An 18,727-nucleotide genomic window follows, 5' to 3' on the forward strand; every position below is an offset into this window, starting at 1 on the left:
TCGTCAGAGGGAGGCGACGACGCGGGCGAGGGGGACGAGTTCCGGCACGTCCAGGGCCTCGTCCAGCGTCTCCTTGAGCACGGTGTCGTGCGTCGGCCTGGCCCGGGCGAGCAGGTCGCGTCCCGAGGGGGTCACCTCGGTGTAGATGCCGCGCCGGTCGTCCTCGCACAGGTAACGGGAGAGCAGTCCCCGCCCTTCGAGCCGTGAGACGAGCCTGGTCGTCGCGCTCTGGCTGAGCACGACGGCCCGGGAGAGCTGCTGCATGCGCATGTACCAGCCGTCCTGGCGCGACAGGACGTCCAGCACGGTGAACTCGCTCACGCTCAGGTCATGATCCGCCTGCAGGGCGTGTTCGAGGCGGTCCTCGATGCGCGCGTGCAGGGCGGCCAGGGTGCGCCAGCCGTGGGCGCGGGCCTCCACGGCGTCATCGGGCAGTGGCACGGATCACACTCCTGATTCTTGGTCGTTCAAGAATTTGCATGGTGAGATAGTGGGCGTCTGCAAGTAATAGGCGTCTGCAAGTAATCTCACGCAAGGGCCCGCCTCATGTGTTCACCCATGCGTCCACTCTAACCGGAGGAGTCCTCCCATGCCTCTCGCCCTGCTCGCCCTCGCGATCAGCGCCTTCGGCATCGGCACGACAGAGTTCGTCATCAACGGGTTGCTGCCGGAACTGGCGGCCGAGTTCCAGGTGCCCATCCCGACCGCGGGACTGCTGGTCTCGGGATACGCCCTCGGCGTCGTCGTCGGAGCGCCGCTGCTCACCATGATCGGCGCCCGATTCTCCAGGAAGACCATGCTGCTGGCCCTGATGGTCGTCTTCATCGTGGGCAACCTGCTGTGCGCGCTCGCGCCGAGCTACGGCGCGCTGATGGCCGGGCGGGTGGTCACCTCGTTCGCGCACGGCGCCTACTTCGGCATCGGCTCCGTCGTCGCGGCCAGTCTGGTCGCGCCGGAACGGCGGGCCAGCGCGATCGCCATGATGTTCACCGGGCTCACCCTGGCCAACGTCCTGGGAGTGCCGCTCGGTACGGCGGTCGGCCAGGCCCTCGGCTGGCGCGCCACCTTCTGGATCGTCACCGCGGTCGGCGTCGCCGCCCTGGCCGGGGTCGCCGCGCTCGTCCCCGCCCAGCCGCGCGAGAAGGGGCAGAGTCTCCGTGGCGAGCTGGCGGCCTTCCGCGGCGGCCGGGTCTGGCTGGCGCTGCTCATGACGACCCTGGGGTTCGCCCCGGTCTTCGCCGTGATCACGTTCGTCGCGCCCATCGTCACCGAGGTCGCCGGGCTGCCCGCGGGGGCCGTCCCGCTGCTGATGGGCCTGTTCGGCGTCGGCGTCGTCGTGGGCAACCTGCTCGGCGGCAGGTTGGCTGACCGGGCGCTGATCCCGAGCCTCTACCTCTCGGTCGGCGGCCTCACCGTGTTGGCGGCGGTCATCGCCCTCGTCGCCCACTCACAGATCGCGCTGTTCGCCGCCGTCGTCCTCTTCGGTGTCGCGGGCTTCGCCACCGTCCCCCCGCTGCAGATCCGGGTCCTGGACGCGGCGCAGGGCGCTCCGACCCTCGCCTCCGCCGCCAACATCGGCGCCTTCAACCTCGGCAACGCCCTCGGCGCCTTCCTCGCCGGTCTCGCCATCCAGGCGGGTCTCGGCTATGTCTCGCCCGCCTGGGTCGCCGCCCTGCTCGGCCTGCTCGGCCTGGTCACCGTCGCGATCTCCGGTCACACGGTCGGCCGCGAGCGGGCCCTCGCCGCCCAGGGGGCGGGGTGAGGTGGGCCTCCCGCCGGTCAGAACAGGTCAGAACAGGCCGCTCTGCGGGATGGCCTTCTCGTGGATGAGGAGCCACCGCTTGACCGGGGGCCCGTAGTAGTAGCCGCCGAAGCCACCGCCCGCGGGCAGGATGCGGTGGCACGGGACGAACGGGGCGATCAGGTTCTGCGCGCACGCGCCCCCGGCCGCCCTGGCCGCGGTCCTCGGCAGCCCCGCCCGCTCGGCCAGCTCGGCGTAGCCGATCGTGACGCCCGGCGGCACCTCCCGCAGCGCCTTGAGCAACCGCTGCCGCTTCGGTGTGCCCGGCTGCGCCAGCTCGACCTCGTCGAGGGCCTTGAGGTCGCCGTCCAGATAGTCCCGTACGGCCCGCGCCGGGTGGCCGAGGTCACGGGTCTCGACCAGGCCCGCGGCCTGGAGCGCGGGCGACAGCCGTACGAACATCTCCCGCGGGTCGGCGGTGAAGCCCGCGGCGACGAGGACCCCCCGGTGTGAGAGCAGCGCCAGCGGGCCAACGGGGGTGGGCAGGGTCTGCGCCTCGACCCGCGTCTTCACGGGGCTCTCCGTCGGTGTCTCGGTCATTCTGTGCTCCAAAGATGCAGTGCGGCGTAGGCTCGCCAGGGCCGCCACCGCTCAATGTGATCTTCCGGGATGTTCAGGCAGGCCATGGTCCTGCGCAGCCCGAGGTCCCCCTCCGGCCACGCGTCCGGGTCGCGCAGTGCGCGCAGTGCCACGTAGCTCGCCGTCCACGGCCCGATTCCCGGGACCCGCAGTAACCGGGAGACGGCCTGCGACGGCTCCTGGGCCCCGTCCAGGTCGATGTCTCCCTCGGCGACCCGCGCGGCGAGCGCCTTCAGCGTGGTGACCCTCCGTCCGGTGAGCCCAAGCCCCTCAAGGTCGGCCTCGAGCAGCTCACCGGCGGTCGGGAACAGGTGGCTGAGCGTCTCGCCCCCCGTCTCACGTCCCGCGCGGGCGACGATCCTGCCCAGGAGCGTACGGGCGCCCGCGACGGAGATCTGCTGGCCGACCACGGCGCGGACGGCGACCTCGAACCCGTCCCACGCGCCGGGGACCCGCAGCCCGGGGCGGGCGGTGACGAGCGGTCCCAGGGAGGTCTCCCCGAGCGCGTCGGCGATGGCCTCGGGATCGGCGTCGAGGTCGAGCAGGCGGCGGCAGCGGGCGACGACGCGGGCCAGGGTACGGGTGTCCTCAAGCTCGACCTCGAGCCGGACGTGGCCCGGCACGGGGGTGAGGGTGACCGTCCCGCCGGGGATGGCACGGCTGTAGGCCGTCTCGCCGACGTGTTCGAGCCCGGGAATCGCCCTGGCCCGCAGGAAGCGCAGCATCGACGCGGAGTCGTACGGCTCGCGCCGGTGCAGCCGCAGCGTCAGTGAGGTGTCGGCGGACGCCCTGCCCGCCGTCTCCCGCAGCTCGCCCGGCGTGAAGCCGTACGTCTCCTTCATGGTCGCGTTGAACTGCCGCACGCTCCCGAAGCCGGAGGCGAACGCCACGTCGGTGATCGGCAGGCCGGTCTCCGTCAGCAGCTGCTTGGCCAGCAGCAGCCGCTTCGTCCTGGCGACGGCCAGCGGCCCGACGCCGATCTCGGCGGTGAAGAGACGGTGCAGGTGCCGCTCAGTGATGTGCAGGCGTCCGGCCAGCAGGGCGATCCCGCCGTCGTCGGCGACGCCCTCGTCGATCAGCCGCAACGCCCTGCCGACCAGGTCGCCCCTGTGGTCCCAGCCGGGGTCTCCCGGGCTGAGCTCGGGACGGCAGCGCTTACACGGTCTGAACCCGGCCGCCTCGGCGGAGGCCGCGTGCCGGTAGAAGCGCACGTTACGGAGGTTCGGCGTGCGAGCGGGGCAGATGGGCCTGCAGTAGATGCGGGTCGAGGTGACCGCGGTGTAGAACCGCCCGTCGAACCGGGCGTCTCTCGCGGCCACCGCGCGGTAACAGGAGTCGAAATCAAGTTCCACAACGGACACGTCCACAACGGTATTGCCAGCACAGGGCATACGGCTGGCGGGAATCAGACCTGATCGTCACAGGCCCCGGCCCTGCTCCCGTCGGGTCTACTTCGAGTCGGGTCTACTTCGAGGAGACGCCGACCCCGATCTCGAACTCGCGGTAGACACGGGCCCAGAAACCGTCGCGCAGCCAGACCCTGGCCTCGGGGTACGGGCGGAGGGAGTGCCCCAGCTCCTTCTCCGCCTCGATCAGCAGCTCGGTGTCGATGACCGTGGGAAGGATCGGTCCAGGCAGCAGGTCGCGGATGTTGTCGCGGCCCCGGGTGAGGATCCACTTCTGGGCCACGTGCTCGCCGACCTCCTCGACGCGGGGGCGGCTCGGGCCGAGCTTGGTGACCGGGCCGACCGGCGCCTTCGGCTTGGCCGTCGCGGGCGGGCGGCCCGCGAAGACCTGCGCGGGGGAGGGGGTCGCGGGTGCGACGGGAACGGGGACCGGGGCGGGGGCGCGGCTGAAGAAGGAACGGAGGAAGTCGGCGCTGATGATCTCGACGGTGTCCGACTCCCAGACGAGGCGTTCGGCCTGGTTGGTGCCGTAGGGCGGCTCGACGCCCCACAGATGGATGCGCACGCCGTACGCCTGGGCCGCCTCGACGGCGGGGACCATGTCCTCGTCCCCGGCCAGCAGGATCGTGTCGCTCACCGCGTGGTGCCTGGCCAGCGCCTCCAGATCGCTCCTGATCTGCGCGTCGACGCCCTTCTGCTGGCCCCGCGCGTTGAGGTTGCCCAGGCGCACCTTGACCCAGGGAAGCTGGGCGATGACGCGCTGGTCCACGGTCGGCACCCGGTCGCGGGCGGCGTCGTACCAGTAGATCCTCAGCAGCTCGCCGTGGATGCGCGCCTCGGCGTGTTTCTGCAGCGCCTGGATGAGCTCGTCAGCGGCGACGCGGTACTCCTTGCGCTCCTTTGCGCCCAGGAGCACCTCTCCCGCTGCCGCATATAGGTATCCGACGTCCACAAGGACGGCGTACTTCGCGGCAACGGGATGGGTTGTGAGGTCCAGGATGGTCATGTCGTCCTCCAGGCCTCGGAACTCACTGATCGGGCTGACTATATGCGCCCATTTCTTAGATAGTCCCAAGTCTCGTGCAACTTGACACCCCGTTCCGGGGATCTATCGAGGTAGTCCGCTCGATCTCCACGCGCCTTGTCCGGTAGGAAGATACTTTCGCATGCGGTGTGCGGGATCACGCCAATTTTCCTGCTTTGGTGGTGCTTTCACCGCAGGGACCGCCCGCGAGGCGAGGGCGACCACCAATGCGGCGATCTCCTCCTGGGTGGCGTCCCCGTGAACGATCTTCAGGTGCGTCATAGCGGGATGTTCCCATGCTTCTTGGGGGGAAGGGTCGTGCGCTTGTTGCGCAGGGCACGCAGGGCCCTGATGATCCGGACCCGGGTGTCCGAGGGGCGGATCACGGCGTCTACATACCCACGTTCCGCCGCGAGATACGGGTTGGCGAGCGTGTCCTCGTACTCGCCGACGAGCCTGGCGCGCTCGGCGTCCGGGTCGTCGGCCGAGGCGAGTTCGCGCCGGTAGAGGATGTTGACCGCGCCCTGCGCGCCCATCACCGCGATCTGCGCGGTCGGCCAGGCCAGGTTGATGTCCGCGCCCAGGTGCTTGGAGCCCATGACGTCGTAGGCGCCGCCGTACGCCTTGCGGGTGATCACCGTGACCAGTGGCACGGTCGCCTCGGCGTAGGCGTACAGCAGCTTGGCGCCGCGACGGATGATCCCGTTCCATTCTTGATCTGTTCCGGGCAAGAATCCCGGTACATCTACAAATGTAAGAACAGGAATGTTAAAGGCATCGCAAGTACGGACAAATCTGGCGGCTTTCTCCGATGCGGCGATGTCCAGTGTCCCGGCGAAACTCATCGGCTGGTTGGCGACGATTCCCACCGAACGCCCCTCGACCCGGCCGAAGCCCACGAGGATGTTCGGCGCGAACTGCGCGTGCACCTCCAGGAACTCGCCATCGTCCAGCACATGCTCGAGCACCGTGTGCATGTTGTACGGCTGGTTCGCTGAGTCGGGAATCAGCGTGTCCAGCTCCCGGTCCTCATCGGTGGTCTCCAGCGCCGGGTCGGCGTCGAACACCGGGGCCTCGTCCAGATTGTTGGAGGGGAGGTAGGACAGCAGCGCCCTGGCGAACTCCAGGCAGTCGGCCTCGTCGATCGCCTCGTAGTGCGCGACGCCCGACTTCGAGTTGTGCGTGTGCGCGCCGCCGAGCTCCTCGAACGTCACCTCCTCACCGGTAACCGTCTTGATGACGTCCGGGCCGGTGATGAACATGTGGGACTTCTCCGCGACCATCAGCACGAAGTCCGTGAGCGCGGGGGAGTAGACCGCGCCGCCCGCGCACGGGCCCATGATCAGCGAGATCTGCGGGACGACCCCGGAGGCGTGCACGTTCCGCTTGAAGATCTCGGCGTACAGGCCCAGGGAGACGACGCCCTCCTGGATGCGCGCCCCGCCGGAGTCGTTGATGCCGACCACGGGGCAGCCCGTCTTCAGCGCGTGGTCCATGACCTTGACGATCTTCTCGCCGAAGACCTCGCCCAGCGATCCGCCGAACACGGTGAAGTCCTGGGCGAAGATCGCCACAGGCCTGCCGTCGACCGTGCCGTGGCCGGTCACCACGCCGTCGCCGTACGGGCGCTCGCGCTCGAGGCCGAAGTTCGTCGACCTGTGCCTGGCCAGCTCGTCGAACTCGAAGAAACTGTCCTCGTCAAGGAACGCCAGCACCCGTTCCCTGGCCGTCATCTTGCCCTTGGCGTGCTGCCTCTCCACCGCGCGCGCCGAACCGGCGTGAGCCGCCTCGTCCAGGCGACGCTCCAGGTTGGCGAGCTTGCCCGCGGTGGTGTGGATGTCAACCCCGGGGGCTGTCGGCTCGGCGCTCATCGGGTCCCTCACTCCTCGCTCGCTTCACACTGCGTACAAGCTGCGTACATGGCAGGCGCGCCCAGGCGTGACGGCCGTTCCCATGGCCCGCTCCGGGCGCAAGGGGCGCTCCCCGCTCGTTTTCAGCAGGGTAACCGTCTCGACACCCGAGAACCCAGCGGGGTCCCACCTGACAGGAGTGCCCGTGAGGCCGTACCGGGCGAAGCCATCCGTGATCAGAGAAACGCTCGTCAAACGGGTAATTCTGGCAAAGTGGGAGTCATGACGGACAGTGCCGAAGCGGTACGAACACAGCGGCTTTTCAAGAGGTTCGGGCAGCAGGTGGCCGTCGGCGGCGTCGACCTCGTCGTGCCGCGTGGCAGCTTCGCCGGGCTGGTCGGTCCGAACGGCGCCGGAAAGACGACCACGCTCAGCATGGTCACCGGCCTGCTCCGTCCCGACGACGGCGCCATCCACATCGACGGCCTCGACGTCTGGCGCGACCCGGTCGCGGTCAAGGCCCGCATCGGCGTGCTCCCCGAGGGGCTGCGTCTGTTCGAGCGCCTGTCGGGGCGGGAGCTGCTGTCGTACAACGGCCAGCTCAGGGGCATCCCGAAGACCGAGGTCGAGCGGCGAACCGAGGAACTGCTGCGGGTCATGGACCTGGCGGACTCGGCGGACAAGCTCGTCGTCGACTACTCGACCGGCATGCGCAAGAAGATAGGCCTGGCCGCCGCGCTGCTGCACAACCCCAGGGTGCTCTTCCTGGACGAGCCCTTCGAGGGTGTCGACCCGGTCAGCGCCAACACGCTGACCGAGGTGCTGCGGCGCTACACCGCCTCGGGCGCGACCGTCGTTTTCTCCAGCCACGTCATGGATCTCGTCGAGCGCCTGTGTGACTGGGTCTCGGTGATGAGCCGGGGCCAGATCGTCGCGCAGGGCCCGCTGGACCAGGTCCGCGCGGGGCGGAGCCTCAACGAGGCGTTCCTCGGCCTGGTCGGCGCCAGGGGCGAAGGCCACGGTCAGGACGGAGGGGAGGGGCTGTCATGGCTGGGCGCGACCTCGGCGTGAACGGTCAGGGAACCGGCCCCGGCACGGACGGCCCGCTTCCCGGCGACACCGGCGGTTTCGGGGGAGACGGCCGGGGCGTCGGCCTGCCGGGTGCGAGTGCTCCCGCGGGGAACGGCTCGCCCGCGGGCGGCGCCGTCCGGGTGAGCCCCCTGATCTTCGTACGGCTCAAGCTCCGGCTGATCGCCGGGAACCTGCGTGGCAACGGCGTGCGCCTGGCCGGTTTCATCTTCACCGTGATCGCCGCCATAGCCGTCGCGACCTTCGGGTTCCTCGGCCTGTCCGCGCTGAGGTTCGCCCCCGATGACGTCGCGGTGGACGTCGGGGTCGTGCTGTTCACCATCTTCCTGGTCAGCTGGGCCGTGGGGCCGCTGCTGGTGTTCGGCCTGGACGACACGCTCGATCCGTCGCGCCTCGCGCTGTTCCCGCTGCGGACGGGCCAGCTGGCGGCCGGAATGTTCGCCACGTCGATCACCGGCGTCTGGCCGATCGCCACGCTGATCCTCATGTCCGGCGCGATCGCCGGTCTGGCCGGGGGGATCGGCGGCGTGCTCCTCGGCGTCGTCGCGGTCCTGCTGCAGTTCGCGCTCTGCATCGTCACCTCCCGGCTGATCACCACCGCCCTGTCCGGCGTCATGCGCACCCGCAGGGGCCGCGACGTGCTCGCCATCTCGGTGATCTTCTTCGTCCTGGCGGGGCAGCTCCCCAACCTGCTGCTCAACGGCGGCTTCTCGGCCGATCCCGGGCGGATGCTGCACGCCATCGCCTCCGTGCTGCGCTGGACCCCGCCGGGCATGGCCGCGCACGCCATCGCGGACGGCGGCCTGGTCGCGGTCGCCGAGCTCGTCGTTCTCGCCGCCCTGGTCCTCGTGATCGGCCGTCTCTGGATCGCCGCGCTCCGCAAGGCACTCGTCACGACGGACGCCTCGACGGAGGGCGCCTCCGTGCGCAACTCCAGGGGCGTGCTCGCGCGCTTCCTGCCGGACGGCCAGCTCGCCGCGGTCGCGACCAAGGAGCTCAAGTACGCCCGCCGCGACCCCAGGGGCAGGGTCGTCTGGTTCACCTCCGTCGCGGTCACCGGCGTCATGGCCTTCTCCCTGAGCCGCGGCGAGGGAGCGGGAGGCATCGGCCTCGTGGTCGGCCCGGCCTGCCTGGGCGCGGTGATGATCGCCCTGCAGTCGGCCAACTCCTTCGGGATCGACGGCCGCTCGCTGTGGATGAACTCCGTCGTCTACGGCACCGGCCGCGCCTGGCGGACCGACCTGGCGGGGCGGCACCTGGCCGTCGCGACGATCGCGACGCCGCTGCTCGGCCTGCTGGCGGTGCTGGCCGCCCTCCTCGCCGGGAACCCGCTCTGGGCCGTTCCCGGCGCGCTCACCGCGTGGGGCGTGCTCGGCGTCGGGCTCGGGGTCGGCGCCATGACGAGCGTGCTCGTGCCGTACTCGGTGCCCGAGCGGCTCAACGCCTTCACCGGGGCGGTTCCCGGACAGGGCGGCATCGCCTTCGTGGCCTCGTTCGGCGCGATGATCGGTGGCGGTCTGCTCGCGCTGCCCGTAACCGTGCCCATCCTTCTCGGCGTCACCTGGGTCAGCGCGCTGGCGGTGCCGTACGGCCTGCTGGTCTCGTGGGCGGGTCGCAGGATGGCCGGGGACATCGGTTTTCGCAGGTATCCCGAGCTTGTCGGGGCCGTTTCCCAGGGGAGCTGAATTGGTCTAGTCCAATAGGTGAGACCGGTATCCGCCCGGGAATTCGGACTGACTACGCTGACGAATATGTCCGCTATCGCGAACACCCAGGCAGAACGTTCATCCGCTGTCACTGAGATGCCCGATGAGCTGCGCGCGGATGTGCGGCTGCTCGGTGGGCTTTTGGGGCAGGTGATCGCCGAGCACGGCGGCGACGACCTGCTCGCCGACGTCGAACGGCTTCGCAAGGCCGTCATCGCGGCCCGTCGTGGGAAGGTCTCCGGCGACGAGATCACCGCGATGGTCGCGGAGTGGCCGGTCGACAGGGCGGTGCTGATCGCCCGCGCGTTCACCTGCTACTTCCATCTGGCGAACCTCGCCGAGGAGCACTTCAGGATCCGCACCCTCCGTGTCCGCGACACCGGCGAGGAGCCGCTCCCGGAGTCCATCGCGCAGGCCGTTCAGGAGTTGGGCGGCGAGCGCGTCGCCGAGCTTGTCGAGGGGCTGCGGCTGCACCCGGTGCTGACCGCGCACCCGACCGAGGCCCGCAGGCGCGCGGTGGTCACCGCGATCCAGCGGATCAGCGGCAGGCTCGCCGCCTACAACAGCCCGGAACGAGGAGCGGCCGAGCGGGCCGAGACCCGGCGGCGGCTGCTGGAGGAGATCGACCTCCTGTGGCGGACCGCGCAGCTCAGGGCGACCAAGCTCGACCCGCTCGACGAGGTGCGCACCGCCATGGCGGCCTTCGACGAGACCCTGTTCCGGGTCATCCCGCTGGTCTACCGCTCGCTGGACGCCGCACTCGGCGAGGGCACGGGCACCCGTGAGCCGCTGGCCCGCGCCTTCATCCGCTACGGGAGCTGGATCGGCGGCGACCGCGACGGCAACCCCAACGTCACCGCCAAGGTGACCAGGGACGCCCTGCTGATCCAGTCGGAGCACGTGCTGATCGCGCTGGAGAACGCCGCGCTCAGGATCGGCAGGTCCCTCACGATGACCGCCTCCTACGCCCCGGCGTCGCCGCGCCTGCGGGCGGCGCTCGCCGCGGCGGAGAACGACCACCCCGAGCTGGTCTCGGAGATGTCGACCCGCTCGCCGCAGGAGCCGCACCGGCAGTGGCTGCTGTTCGTCGCCGCCAGGATCGGGGCGACCAGGCAGCGCGGCCTCGACCTGGCCTACCGCTCGCCGGAGGAACTGCTGGCCGACCTGCGGATCGCCCAGGAGTCGCTGGTCGCCGCGAAGGCGCCCCGGCAGGCGTACGGCGAGCTGCAGCACCTCCTCTGGCAGGTGGAGACGTTCGGCTTCCACCTCGCCGAGCTGGAGGTGCGCCAGCACTCGCAGGTCCACGCCGAGGCGCTGGCCGAGCTGGCCGCGGGCCGGACCTCCGAGCGCACCGACGAGGTCCTGGCGACCATCAGGACGATCGGCTGGATCCAGGAACGGTTCGGCACCACCGCCTGCTCCCGCTACGTCGTCTCCTTCACCCGTTCCGCCGACGACATCGCCGCGGTCTACACGCTGGCCGGGCACGCGCTCGGCGACCGGGCCCCCAGGCTCGACGTGGTCCCGCTGTTCGAGTCCGGCGCGGACCTGGCGAACGCCCCGGCCGTGCTGACCGGAATGCTGGCCATCCCCGGCATCCAGGACAGGCTCGCGGCCAACGGCCGCCGCCTGGAGGTCATGCTCGGCTACTCCGACTCGGCCAAGGAACTCGGCCCCGCCGCCGCGACGCTGAAGCTGTACGAGGCGCAGGAGGCGCTGACCGCCTGGGCCGCCGAGCACGACGTGTCGCTGACGCTGTTCCACGGCCGGGGCGGCGCGCTGGGCCGGGGCGGCGGCCCCGCGAACCGGGCCGTGCTCGCCCAGGCCCCCGGCTCGGTCGGCGGCAGGTTCAAGGTCACCGAGCAGGGCGAGGTCATCTTCGCCCGGTACGGCCACGCCGCCATCGCCCGCCGTCACATGGAACAGGTCACCTCCGCGGTCCTGCTGGCCTCGACCCCGACGATCGAGGCCCGTACGGCCGAGGCCGCGGGCCGCTTCCGCGGCGTCGCCCAGCAGGTGGCCTCCGCCTCGGAGAAGGCCTACCGGTCGCTGACCGAGGCGCCCGGCTTCCCCGAGTGGTTCTCCCTGGTCAGCCCGCTTGAGGAGATCGGCTCGCTGCGTCTCGGCTCCCGCCCCGCCAGGCGTGGCCTCGGCGCCCCCCGGTCCCTGGACGACCTGCGGGCCATCCCGTGGGTGTTCGCCTGGGCGCAGACCCGGGTCAACCTGCCCGGCTGGTACGGCCTGGGCAGTGGCCTGGAGGCGGTGATCTCCGAGTCGGGCATCGACGAACTGCGCGCCGCCTACCGCGAGTGGCCGCTGTTCGCCTCGCTGCTGGACAACGTGGAGATGTCGCTGGCCAAGACCGACAGGGACATCGCGACCCGCTACCTCGCGCTGGGCGGGCGGGACGACTTCGTCGAGCAGGTGCTCGGGGAGTACGACCGCACCCGCCGCCTGGCCCTGGAGATCACCGGCCACAGCCGCCTGCTGGAGAACCGCAGGGTGCTCTCGCGCGCGGTGCAGCTGCGGGACCCGTACGTGGACGCGCTTTCGCACCTGCAGCTGCGCGCCCTGTCCGCGCTGCGCTCCGACGACGCCCTGTCGGAGGAGGAGCGCGAGCGGTTGTCCACGCTGCTGTTGCTGTCGGTCAACGGCGTCGCCGCAGGCCTGCAGAACACCGGCTGACCGTCCCGGCGCCCGGCTGGATACCCGTCCGGCCGGGCCGCCGTCCGGCGCAGGGGCCGCAGCTCAGGCGGTGACCCGCTCCGCGCCGGAATAGATGTTGAAGCGCTCCTCGCGCAGGAAGCCGACCAGTGTCATCCCGAACTCCCTGGCCAGGTCGACGGCCAGGGAGGACGGCGCAGAGACCGCGCAGACGATCGCGATCCCGGCGCCCAGGGCCTTCTGCATGATCTCGTAGCTGCTGCGCCCGCTGACCACCAGGATGTGCCCGCCCAGTGGCGGCAGCCCGTTCATCAGAGCCCAGCCGACCAGCTTGTCCAGCGCGTTGTGCCGGCCCACATCCTCGCGGAGCGCCACCAGCCCGCCATCCGGGGTGAACAGCCCGGCGGCGTGCAGCCCGCCCGTCTTGCCGAAGACACCCTGGGCCTGCCTGAGGCGGTGCGGCAGGCCGTACAGGAGGTCGGGGGAGACCCGCAGGCCGTCACCCGGGGGCAGCGGGGCGCACCGGTCCCGCAGGGCGTCGAGGCTGGCGGTGCCGCAGACGCCACAGGCGCTGGAGGTCACGAAGTGCCGCTCAAGGGAGGGCAGGTCGGGCAGCGGGCCGCGCAGCCGTACGGTCACCGTGTTGTAGCGCGCCTCCGGAGCCACGTCCTCGTCGGTGCAGTAGGCGATGGAGACGATCTCCCCCGCGGAGGCCAGCCCCTCGCCGTGCAGGAACCCGGCCGCGAGCTCGAAGTCCGCGCCCGGGGTCCGCATGGTGATCGCGACCGTACGGCGCGCCTCGCCCGCCTGAACCCTGATCTCCAGCGGCTCCTCGGTCGCCAGGTCGTCGCGCCTGTCCCTCGCGACCCCACCCGCCACCTCCCTGACCCGGGTCCTGGTGCTCGGGCCCGGGCGTCTGGCGACCCCGGGAAGGAGGGCGTCTGCCAGGTCGTGCGGGTCGGGACCTCTGCTCATGCCCCCATCTTGGCGCTCCGGACCCCCTCGGACGTCCCCGCCCCCGCTGCCTTCCCAGTATTCCCTGCTCATTGCCGTAATTCGGTAACAGGCGGTCGCCTGGGGCGGGAAGATGGATAAGTGCTCGACTCGCCCTTCACCGATCTCGACCGCCCGCCGCTGTCCCAGGCGGCGCTCACCCGTGCCCTGGTCCGCCCCGGCGGCCTGTGGTCGGACATCACCGTCGTGGGCAGGACCGGCTCGACCAACGCCGACCTCACCCAGGCCGCACGCGATGGTGCCAGGCAGGGAGCCGTGCTCGTCGCCGAGGCGCAGTTCGCCGGTCGCGGCAGGCTCGGCCGTACCTGGAGCGCCCCGCCCCGTTCGGGGCTGACTTTCTCGGTGCTCCTGCGCCCCGAGCCGTCCCCCGCCAAGCAGGGCTGGCTGCCACTGCTCGTCGGCCTGGCCACCGCGTCGGCCGTGCGCAAGCTCGCCGAGGTCGACGCCCGGCTGAAATGGCCGAACGACCTGCTGATCGGGGAGCGCAAGCTCGCCGGGGTGCTCGCCGAGCGGGTGGACAGCGCGGTGGTCGTGGGCGTCGGGCTCAACGTGAGCGTCCGCGCCGACGAACTGCCTGTGGCGACCGCGACCTCGCTTGTCATCGAGGAGGCCGCTTGCGTCGACCGCGATCCGCTCATCAGGGCGGTGCTGCGGGAGATCGAGACCCACTACCGGGAGTGGTCGGAGGCGGACGGCGACGCCGACGCGTGCGGGCTGCGGGCCGCCTACCTGGGGATCAGCGCGACGGTCGGCCAGGAGATCCGGGTCGAGCTGCCGGGCGAGCGGGTGCTCACCGGCCTGGCCACCGGCATCGACGGGTCCGGTCACCTGCTCGTCGAGTCGAAGGGGCGCGAGCACGCGCTGAGCGCGGGCGACGTCGTGCACGTTCGTCCGCACGTTTCGTGACGCGGGGTGCCCGGGCATGCCACGATTTGCCCCATGGGTCTCGCTGATCACCACCTGGCGGAGGGGGAACTGCGCATTCGCACGTTCCACCCCCACTGGAAGCGCCTCGTCATTCCGTTCATCGCACTGGTTCTCATCATCCTCGGATCGGGTGCCGCGATCTTCTTCATGCCCGCCTTCGAGTACGACGGCTACGCGCGCATCGCCGTGGCGGTGATCTCCGTAGGACTGCTGACCGTGTGGTCGTTCGCGCCGTACCTGCAGTGGAAGAACACCACCTACGTGCTCACCTCGCACCGGCTCAGCATCAGCAAGGGGGTGCTGAACAAGTCCAACGAGGACATCCCGATGAGCAAGGTCAACACGGTCAGCGCAGACCAGACCCTGGTCGAGCGGATGTTCGGCAGCGGCACGCTCAACGTCGAGTCGGCGGGCGAGCAGGGCCACGTCACGCTGCGCGACATCCCGAGCATCCAGGAGGTGCGGGCCGAGCTGTTCCGCGCCGTCGACGAGGCCCTGGACGAGGAGCCATGAGACCCCGGCCTCCCCGCGGAACCGCCCAGGGGAGGCCGTTGGGGTGATCGGGGGCGGTGCGGTCGGGGTGTCGCTGCCACCGCCTCCACACGCTTCCGGCTCGATATGAACGTCCGCCTGGACCTCGGCCTGGCCGCCTGAGTCGTTGCCGTCACCCAAGGGTGAGCCGGAGCCGACCGCCCTTGGGAGTGAAGGTGAAGCTCCGGTCGAAGCGGCCTGGTCCACGGCGCACTGCGAGAAGGATCGGCTCGTCATATGCGGGCCACGGCGCACCGGTTTCCGGATCAGCCCCGTTCCAGAGGTGGAAGAAGATCATCGGATCGCATGACGTGCCGGTCGCATAGCCGAAAGTCTTGCCGTAGAACGGATTGGAGCCCCCGAAGGTGATGGAAGGCTCACCAAAAGCGCCCAGAACATCTGAAAGCATCCGGTCCTGCTCCAGCCACGTCATGACCTCGCCGACCATCGCGACGTACTCGTCGTGGCCCAGGAGCCGCTGCGTCTGCAACCATCCCCGTTCACGGGCGAACTCCGCGTAGACCGAGGCCATGCCGCATTCGTAGGAGCCGGGAATCAGCCGAGCGAATGCCCCCGACACACCGCTACCGGTAAAAGAGCCGCGAGACTCCATCGCCTCATGGTTCGCCGCCAGCACGTCCTCGGCGCGCTCGGCGTACGACAGGTGCTCGATCACGAGCCTGACTGCCGTCTCACCGCCGTACATGCCCGGCCTCCGCAGCGCCTGGTTGAGCTGTTCGACCAGATAGCCGTGAATCTCTGTAGACGTGCGGAGTCTTTGCTCGACGGACATGAAGATCATTCTTTCACGCCCTCCTGTTTCACAGGTGATCGCTCGCAAAACACCGGCGCCGCCACCGACTTGTAATCTCGCGACGTCACCGGAGTGCGAGATCGTCGAAGCCGCCTTGTTTGATGTCGCTGATGAAGGTCGTCCAAGTGTCGCGGTGGAATGTGAGGGGGGTGCCACCGGGATACGGCGGAAACGGGCCGCGTCTGCCGGAGAGCGCACGTCAGGCGGTGGGAGCGGAAGCCGAGGTTTCGGCTGTGGATGACGGTGCCCGGCATGGGGCCGGATTGGCTCCTACAGAGGCTTTACTGCGCTGACCTGGTCAGACGCCGACGTGGAGGACCCGGGTCTTGACGCCCCTGGGAGTTACATTTCCTCCGATGGTGCGCGCCCCGAGCGGCGGGCCGAGCTGGGCGATGCGCCGTTTGCTGAGCACGGCCGCGATCACCCGATCCAGGTCGTCCTGGTCGGCGAGTTCGTCCAGCGCTGAGGCTCAGGATCGGAACGTGTACTCGTGCCGGTCGAAGTCCAGCGTCCAGGCGTACTCGGCGAGGAACGCCTGCGTGAGCACCCCGTCGATCGTGACGCCGCCGAACCGGGACCAGGGCGCGGTCCTGCCGGGAGTGACGGACATGAGGTGCCCCGGCTGCTCCAGCGCCCCCAGCCGCAGGGGATGGGCCGCCTTCAGGTGGGTGGCGGCGAGGTCGGCTCGTGGGATTCCCCACGAGCGGTACTGGGATCTGGTGGCCAGCACGGCCGCCTGCCGGGTCGTGCCGTCCTCGTCCTCCAGCACATGGACCAGGCCCGAGTCGACGAAGAAGGTCAGGCCGCGGTGGTGGCCGTAACCGCCCCTAGTGAACATGAAGTGGTCGCCCCACAGGTAGAAGGGCACGCGGGTGCCGTCGGGCGGGGAGCGGTGCCCGCGCGGGGCGAGGAGCAGGTGGCCGGCCGGGGTGTCGATGGTGGGCAGGAAACGCCGCAGCAGGCAGGTGCCCATGATCACGAGATCTTGGGGGCCGGTCAGGGTGGGGACGACGTCCACGGGTACGTTCGTCAGCATCGCGCCGCCGAGGGCCAGCTCGCGGGCGATGCCGGCGCGGACCGGTGTACGGGTGACGCCGTGGAAGCGGCGCCCGTTCGGCACGGTCTCGATGCCCATCGCCGCCGCCCGCCCGGTGCCCATCACCAGGAACGTGCCCCCGGTGTCCAGGTGGAGCAGGGTCTGGTGGCCGTTCAGCGTGCCTTCGACGGCGGGCAGGTACGCGGCCAGGGGGTGGTCGCCGAACGGGAGCCGGACGGGCTCGGCCGCCTTCACCAGCATCGGGTGGTCGCGCCGCAGCGCCAGATCGGGCGGGATGCGGCGGCGCCGGCGGCGTAAGTGCTCGCAGGCCCGGTCCACCTGGTCCAGGTGCAGCCAGGCGTGCGCCACCGGCTCGTCGAGCGCGCGGAGCCGGAGCCCGCCCGCGAGGGACTCGTAGCGGGCCAGCGCCCGCTCGAACCGGCCGCGTACCAGGTCGGCCAGAACCAGCAGGTGCTCGTCCCCTGCCTCGGCCGCCAGTCGCGCGGCCTCCTCGACATCCCCCGACATCCATGCCCGCCGCGCCCCGGGGGGTCGTGACGGCGTCATGCCGGCTCCTGTCCCGGCTCGTCCGCGAGCGTGGCCGGGCTGACGTCGAGCGCGGCGGCGAGGATGGCGAGCAGCGGGATGACAGCCCGCGCGACGACCTCGTACGCGCCCCGCCGCCGCTGCGTGATCAGTCCGGCCCGCTGCAGCTCGCGCAGGTGGTGGTACAGGTGGCCGGTCGAGCTCTCGCCGCCCAGCGCCTCCTGCAACTCGGCCCGGCTGCGGGGCCCGCCGACGAGCGCCGCGAGCAGCGCCAGCCGGGGCGGGCTGCCCATTGACTCCAGGGTCCCGGCGGCGGCCGTCCAGTCGGTCGCCATCAGCTCGGCGACCGGGTGCTCGCCGACCCACACGTATTCGTGGCCGCCGAGGAACGCCGCCCCGGCGTACGCCACCGTGCCGGCCGTCTCGCCGGGCGGGTGGCCCTCCACGGCCCGTTCCCGGAAGTGCCGCACCAGCTCCAGCGAGGACGACGCCGTAACTTGACGTCCGGAGGCTGGTGCCTTTGTCTGCTGTTCCTCCAGCCGGTCTATCCGCCGTTCCAGCGCCGCCAGACGATTCTCCACGTGACCCCATTCCATTTTTCCGTAATTACGGAAAAATGTACGTAGGTGGTGATGTGCTGTCAAGCAGTGGGTGAGTTCTAGGTCGCTGACGTGCGCGCTCCAGTGTCGCGCTGTCGCTGTTCGCCGACTTCGAGAACTTCAGCGTCCCTAATCCGGCGGCCCAGCAGGGAGGAGGTGGCCACCGCCATGCTGGACCAGGTGGTCGCGGGGCTTGAGCAGCAACCGAACAGCCAGTGACGTTAAGGAGCCGGCGGGCCCGTCTTATCGTCACTGACCGTTTTGATGTAGGTGGTCGCCGGGGTCGGCCTACATGGCCTCATCATCCGTCAAGAACTCCACCGGCATGCCCGCAAAGTAGGGCCAACCGAGAGGCAGATCACCCACAGCGATCAAACCATTACGAGATCCCCGCCTATCCGACGCTCCACCCGGATCGGAACGGCGAGCGGCGGTAAGCCGCGCCCCGACGCCTCGCTAACGCCACTGGCCGTTCCATTGCTGCTGACCCCCTGCACGATCTACGACGGCACCAACGACTGGCACGACCGCAGCGAGTTCGAACGGGGCCTCATCGACATCGAATGCAGCCACAAGGGCGGCACCAAATGGGTGCTCACCGTGGTCGCCTACGAATTCGGCCCGGAGAAGCCCGGCCCTCACATCGAGATCCGCTTCCTTATCCCCACGTTCGAGCACGCCGAATTCCGCGAGCTGTTCAGGCACCTCACCGAAAACAAGGCGATCACAACGCTGCCTGACGTGGTCAACCTGCTCGACCGGCTCGGAGCCCAAGACACCACCCCCAAGAGCTAGGGCAGCCTCAACGGCCCTGCACGGAAGTGAGCCCGGGACCCGGGCCAAGGGCCCGGGCTTAACCGTTTTCCAAAGGGGTCTCCAATGGAACGACGACGTCATGAGCGACGTCGGCCTCTGAGATTCTTGACCGGGCCCCGCCCACTCCCAGCCTCCTGCCCGGCCCTGGTTACGACTCGAGCATTCGCCCCCGTGACAGCGGGGCAGCGGGATGGGATGACCAGATATGGGCCTTCTTCCCCGCTCTCTCAACCCTCGAACTGTAGAGACTTCCGGTGTGGTGATCTTCAGGTTTTATGATCTTGCCGGTGCGTCGCGCGCCGTCGGGGCAGGCTCTGCCCTGCCC

Annotated in this window: 17 protein-coding genes; 7 read left to right on the forward strand and 10 right to left on the reverse strand. The window is 70.2% G+C overall.

The window, feature by feature from the left end:
* Positions 1-3: 3 nt before the first annotated feature.
* Positions 4-441, reverse strand: a complete 438-nt coding sequence (locus AB0395_RS40525) for a MarR family transcriptional regulator (protein ID WP_366291122.1) — start codon at positions 439-441, stop codon at positions 4-6.
* Between the two features lie 148 nt (positions 442-589).
* Between AB0395_RS40525 and AB0395_RS40530 the strand changes: the two genes are divergently transcribed.
* Positions 590-1,762 (forward strand): MFS transporter, encoded by a 1,173-nt coding sequence (locus AB0395_RS40530; protein ID WP_366291125.1) that lies wholly within the window; start codon positions 590-592, stop codon positions 1,760-1,762.
* Between the two features lie 27 nt (positions 1,763-1,789).
* Here AB0395_RS40530 and AB0395_RS40535 read toward each other — a convergent pair whose 3' ends face one another.
* The 5 genes from AB0395_RS40535 to AB0395_RS40555 all read right to left on the reverse strand — a co-directional run bounded on the left by AB0395_RS40535 (position 1,790) and on the right by AB0395_RS40555 (position 6,681).
* On the reverse strand, positions 1,790-2,341 hold the full coding sequence (locus AB0395_RS40535) for a methylated-DNA--[protein]-cysteine S-methyltransferase (RefSeq protein ID WP_366291127.1): 552 nt from the start codon (positions 2,339-2,341) through the stop codon (positions 1,790-1,792).
* Entirely contained in the window at positions 2,338-3,741 is a 1,404-nt protein-coding gene (locus AB0395_RS40540) for a DNA-3-methyladenine glycosylase 2 family protein (RefSeq protein ID WP_366291130.1), read from the reverse strand. The genes AB0395_RS40535 and AB0395_RS40540 overlap by 4 nt, the downstream gene beginning before the upstream one ends.
* Positions 3,742-3,844: 103 nt before the next feature.
* On the reverse strand, positions 3,845-4,792 hold the full coding sequence (locus AB0395_RS40545; RefSeq protein WP_366291133.1) for an NYN domain-containing protein: 948 nt from the start codon (positions 4,790-4,792) through the stop codon (positions 3,845-3,847).
* A 102-nt stretch (positions 4,793-4,894) separates the two neighbouring features.
* Complete coding sequence (locus AB0395_RS40550; RefSeq protein ID WP_366291135.1) at positions 4,895-5,092, reverse strand: acyl-CoA carboxylase subunit epsilon; 198 nt, start codon at positions 5,090-5,092, stop codon at positions 4,895-4,897.
* Complete coding sequence (locus AB0395_RS40555) at positions 5,089-6,681, reverse strand: acyl-CoA carboxylase subunit beta (protein WP_366291138.1); 1,593 nt, start codon at positions 6,679-6,681, stop codon at positions 5,089-5,091. The genes AB0395_RS40550 and AB0395_RS40555 overlap by 4 nt, the downstream gene beginning before the upstream one ends.
* 261 nt (positions 6,682-6,942) lie before the next feature.
* On the opposite strand from AB0395_RS40555, the gene AB0395_RS40560 reads away from it, so the two are divergent.
* From AB0395_RS40560 to AB0395_RS40570, 3 genes are all read left to right on the forward strand, one after another.
* Positions 6,943-7,731 carry an ABC transporter ATP-binding protein gene (locus tag AB0395_RS40560; protein ID WP_366291141.1) on the forward strand — a complete coding sequence of 263 codons (789 nt, stop codon included), beginning with the start codon at positions 6,943-6,945 and terminating at the stop codon, positions 7,729-7,731.
* The gene (locus AB0395_RS40565) at positions 7,707-9,434 is read left to right on the forward strand and encodes a hypothetical protein (RefSeq protein ID WP_366291144.1); all 1,728 of its coding nucleotides are present in this window, start codon (positions 7,707-7,709) and stop codon (positions 9,432-9,434) included. Before AB0395_RS40560 ends, AB0395_RS40565 begins: the two co-directional genes overlap by 25 nt.
* A gap of 66 nt (positions 9,435-9,500) precedes the next feature.
* Positions 9,501-12,140, forward strand: a complete 2,640-nt coding sequence (locus tag AB0395_RS40570; protein ID WP_366291147.1) for a phosphoenolpyruvate carboxylase — start codon at positions 9,501-9,503, stop codon at positions 12,138-12,140.
* Positions 12,141-12,203: 63 nt separating this feature from the next.
* Here the strand turns inward: AB0395_RS40570 and fdhD are convergent, their stop codons facing one another.
* Entirely contained in the window at positions 12,204-13,094 is an 891-nt protein-coding gene (gene fdhD, locus AB0395_RS40575; protein WP_366291149.1) for a formate dehydrogenase accessory sulfurtransferase FdhD, read from the reverse strand.
* 120 nt (positions 13,095-13,214) lie between these two features.
* Between fdhD and AB0395_RS40580 the strand changes: the two genes are divergently transcribed.
* Positions 13,215-14,039, forward strand: a complete 825-nt coding sequence (locus AB0395_RS40580; protein ID WP_366291152.1) for a biotin--[acetyl-CoA-carboxylase] ligase — start codon at positions 13,215-13,217, stop codon at positions 14,037-14,039.
* 33 nt (positions 14,040-14,072) lie between these two features.
* The gene (locus AB0395_RS40585) at positions 14,073-14,573 is read left to right on the forward strand and encodes a PH domain-containing protein (protein WP_366291155.1); all 501 of its coding nucleotides are present in this window, start codon (positions 14,073-14,075) and stop codon (positions 14,571-14,573) included.
* Positions 14,574-14,724: 151 nt separating this feature from the next.
* On the opposite strand, the gene AB0395_RS40590 is transcribed toward AB0395_RS40585, so the two are convergent.
* The 3 genes from AB0395_RS40590 to AB0395_RS40600 all read right to left on the reverse strand — a co-directional run bounded on the left by AB0395_RS40590 (position 14,725) and on the right by AB0395_RS40600 (position 17,568).
* Positions 14,725-15,393 carry a hypothetical protein gene (locus AB0395_RS40590; protein ID WP_366291158.1) on the reverse strand — a complete coding sequence of 223 codons (669 nt, stop codon included), beginning with the start codon at positions 15,391-15,393 and terminating at the stop codon, positions 14,725-14,727.
* A 481-nt stretch (positions 15,394-15,874) separates the two neighbouring features.
* A complete protein-coding gene (locus tag AB0395_RS40595) occupies positions 15,875-17,008 on the reverse strand; it encodes a retropepsin-like aspartic protease (RefSeq protein WP_366291161.1) in 1,134 nt (377 codons plus the stop codon).
* Positions 17,005-17,568, reverse strand: coding sequence for a winged helix-turn-helix domain-containing protein (locus AB0395_RS40600; protein WP_366291163.1), 564 nt, complete (start codon positions 17,566-17,568; stop codon positions 17,005-17,007). Before AB0395_RS40600 ends, AB0395_RS40595 begins: the two co-directional genes overlap by 4 nt.
* Positions 17,569-18,063: 495 nt before the next feature.
* On the opposite strand from AB0395_RS40600, the gene AB0395_RS40605 reads away from it, so the two are divergent.
* Positions 18,064-18,381, forward strand: a complete 318-nt coding sequence (locus AB0395_RS40605; RefSeq protein ID WP_366291166.1) for a hypothetical protein — start codon at positions 18,064-18,066, stop codon at positions 18,379-18,381.
* Positions 18,382-18,727: the final 346 nt, after the last annotated feature.

The sequence above is a fragment of the Streptosporangium sp. NPDC051023 genome (assembly GCF_040689595.1).
Lineage (GTDB): Bacteria > Actinomycetota > Actinomycetes > Streptosporangiales > Streptosporangiaceae > Streptosporangium.